This window comes from Streptomyces sp. JW3, assembly GCF_052216785.1.
Taxonomy (GTDB): Bacteria; Actinomycetota; Actinomycetes; order Streptomycetales; family Streptomycetaceae; genus Streptomyces.
The window spans coordinates 1-3,083 of record NZ_JBQOUX010000212.1 but is presented as its reverse complement, the minus strand read 5'-3'; the positions used below and the strand labels follow the sequence as shown (position 1 = coordinate 3,083).

Annotated in this window: 1 protein-coding gene; it reads left to right on the top strand. The window is 72.0% G+C overall.

The window, feature by feature from the left end:
- The coding region (locus ACTT8P_RS38015) for an amino acid adenylation domain-containing protein (protein ID WP_442836361.1) at positions 1-3,083 on the top strand (3,083 nt) is incomplete at both ends.

Below are 3,083 nucleotides of genomic sequence, written 5' to 3'. Positions count from 1 at the left end.
TTGTCTGGTGATCCGTCGTTCGCCGAGGTGTTGCGGCGGGTGCGGGAGACGGATCTGGCGGCGTACGCGCATCAGGACGTGCCGTTCGAGCGGCTGGTCGAGGAGTTGAACCCGGCGCGGTCGCTGTCGCGCAACCCGTTGTTCCAGGTGATGCTGGCCATGCAGAACCTGCCCGAGGCGGAGTGGCGGCTGCCGGGCCTACGCGTCACGCCGCTGCCCGCGGTGACGGAACTGCCGGCCCGTTTCGACCTGTCCTTCTCGCTCGCCGAGCGGCGGGCGGCCGACGGCTCCCCGGCCGGTCTCGGGGGCGGCATCCTGTACGCGGCGGACCTGTTCGACGCGGCGACCGTACGGTCGTTGGGGGACCGGCTGGTGCGGGTGCTGAAGCAGATCGCGGCCGACCCGGGGACCCGGCTCAGCGAGATCGACGTACTGGACACCGACGAGCGGGCGCGGCTGGTCGAGGAGTGGAACGGCGAGGCCCGGCCCGCGTCGGCCGGCTCCTGGCTGGAGCTGTTCGACGCCTGGGCCGGTCTGACACCGAACGCTCCGGCGGCACGCTGCGGAACCGAGACGGTGTCGTACGCGGAACTGGACGCACGGTCGAACCGGCTGGCCCGGTACCTGCGCGGACAAGGCGTCGGCGACGAGTCACGGGTGGGGCTGCGGCTCGCGCGGAGTGTCGACATGGTCGTGGCGATCCTGGGCGTGTGGAAGGCCGGGGCGGCGTACGTACCGCTGGACCCGGAGTACCCGGACGACCGGCTGGCCTTCATGGTGGCGGACAGCGGGGCGGCGCCGGTGATCGACGGGAACTGGCTGACGGACGCCCGGACCGGCATCGCGGCACAGTCGGACGCCCCGCTCGGGTTCGAGGTCGGCCTTGATCAGCTGGCGTATGTGATCTACACGTCGGGGTCGACGGGCCGCCCCAAGGGCGTGGCGGTCGAGCATCGCGGTGTGCTGGACCTGGTCGAGGCGATGGGGCCGGTGCTGGGGGTGGCGGAGGGCGTGACGGCGCTTCAGTTCGCGTCGTTCAGCTTCGACGCGTCCGTGCTGGATGTGACCGCCGCACTCGCTCACGGCGGCACGCTGGCGATCGCCACGGCCGAGGAGCGTACCGACCCGCGAGCGCTGGCGGAGATGATCCGCGACGCCGGGGTCACGGTGGCCAGTGTCGTACCGTCCCTGTTGGGGGTCCTGGACCCGCAGGCGGTGCCGGGGGTACGGACCTGGGTGCTGGGCGCCGAGCGGCTGAACGCCGATCTCGCGGCCCGCTGGCGGAGGCAGACGGCCGTATGGAACACGTACGGCCCGACCGAAGCCACCGTGATGGCGACGGCCGTGGAGATCGCGGAGGGCATCACAGCCGAGGACGCGCCGCCGGCCATCGGCCGCCCCCTGACGAACACACGCGTCTTCGTGCTGGACGAGTTCCTGCGGCCGGCGCCGGTCGGTGCGGTCGGCGAGGTGCATCTCGCCGGTCCCGGTCTGGCCCGTGGCTATCTCGGCCGCGCGGACCTGACCGCCGAGCGGTTCGTGGCCAGCCCCTTCGACACCGGCACCCGCATGTACCGGACCGGTGACCTGGCGCGGTGGTCGGACGACGGGCTGCTGCACTTCGCGGGCCGGGCCGACGCCCAGGTGAAGATCCGCGGCTTCCGGGTGGAACCCGGTGAGGTGGAGTCCGTCCTCGCCGCCCACCCGGATGTCACCCAGGCCACCGTCACGGTCCGCGCCAACCGGCTGACCGCATACGTCGTCGCTCACGGTGAACCGTCATCGATCCGGGCGTTCGCCGCCGAGCGGCTGCCCGAGTACATGGTCCCCGCCACCGTCGTACTCCTCGACGAACTGCCCCTCACCCCCAACGGCAAGATCGACCAGGCCGCCCTGCCCGCCCCCCAGACCGGACACGGACCGGGCCGGCCGCCCTCGACCCCGGTCGAGGAAGTCCTGTGCGGCCTCTTCGCCGAAGTACTGGGGACGGAACGCATGGGCGTCGACGACGACTTCTTCGAGTCGGGCGGTGACTCCCTGCTCGGGATGCGGCTCGTCGCCCGGATCCGGGCGACGCTCGACGCGGACCTCAGCATCCGGCAACTCTTCGGCGCGCCGACCGTCGAGGGCGTCGCACGGCTCCTCGACGACACGGCTGCCGAGAGCCGGGCCGTGGCGCTCCGGCCGAGGACGAGGCCGGCGGAACTGCCGCTCTCCTTCGGACAGCAGCGGATGTGGTTCCTGAACCGGATGGACGGAACGGACTCGGACGCGGCGGGGGCCTACAACCTGCCGTTGGCGCTGCGTCTGACCGGTGATCTGGACCGGAGCGCGCTGGAGCAGGCGCTCGGGGACCTCGCGGACCGGCACGAGAGCCTGCGCACGGTGTTCCCCTCCCACGAGGGCAAGCCGCGGCAGGACGTGCTGACCGGACCGGCCGGACACCCGGGACTCCTGCTGAGGGACACCGACCCGGAACATCTGCACACCACCATGGACGAACTCTGCGGCCGTGGCTTCGACCTGAGTACGGAACTCCCCTGGCGCGTGGCCCTGCTGACGCTGGCGCCGACAGAAGCCGTGCTGTTGCTGGTGGTGCATCACATCGCCTCCGACGGCTGGTCCATGGGAGTGCTGGCGGGCGATCTGCGGGTGGCGTACGCGGCGCGGTGTGCGGGGCGGGCGCCGGAGTGGGAGCCGTTGCCGGTGCAGTACGCGGACTATGCGCTGTGGCAGCGGGAGACGCTCGGTGACCCGGATGACCCGGAAAGCCTGATGAGCGCCCAACTAGACTACTGGCGTGGCGCGTTGGCGGACGCGCCGCCGGAGCTGCGGCTGCCGGCGGACCGCCCCCGCACCGCCGAACCGTCCTTCCGCAGCGGCACGGTCGACGTCGAGGTCGACGCGCGGACGCACGAACGGCTCGTCGAGGTGGCCGGCCGCGGCCGGGCCACGATGTTCATGGTGGCGCACGCGGCGCTGTCGGTGCTGCTGTCGCGGATGGGTGCCGGTTCCGACATCCCGGTGGGTACCGGCATCGCAGGTCGCGGCGATGCCCAGTTGGAAGGACTGTCGGGATTCTT